Here is a 272-nt window from a genome sequence, read left to right as displayed (position 1 = left end):
TCTCTCGGTCGTGCGCCGCCCGACGCCTCGCTTCATTTGCAAGAATTCCGGACGGTGTATTTTTATCGTGAGCGCCGCGAACGGCGAAACCGCAAAACGGGAATTGAACCCTGCCAGTCGCAGCGCTCGAACGCAGTGAGAGCGACCGTCTGGCTCCGGTTCAATTCCCGGACGGCGCACTCTCTCGGTCGTGCGCCGCCCGACGCCTCGCTTCATTTGCAAGAATTCCGGACGGTGTATTTTTATCGTGAGCGCCGCGAACAACGAAACCA

Source organism: Natronomonas salinimetallica (assembly GCF_013839515.1).
Taxonomy (GTDB): domain Archaea; phylum Halobacteriota; class Halobacteria; order Halobacteriales; family Haloarculaceae; genus Natronomonas.
The sequence above is the reverse complement of the archived record's forward strand: the minus strand, read 5'-3'. Positions refer to the sequence as shown.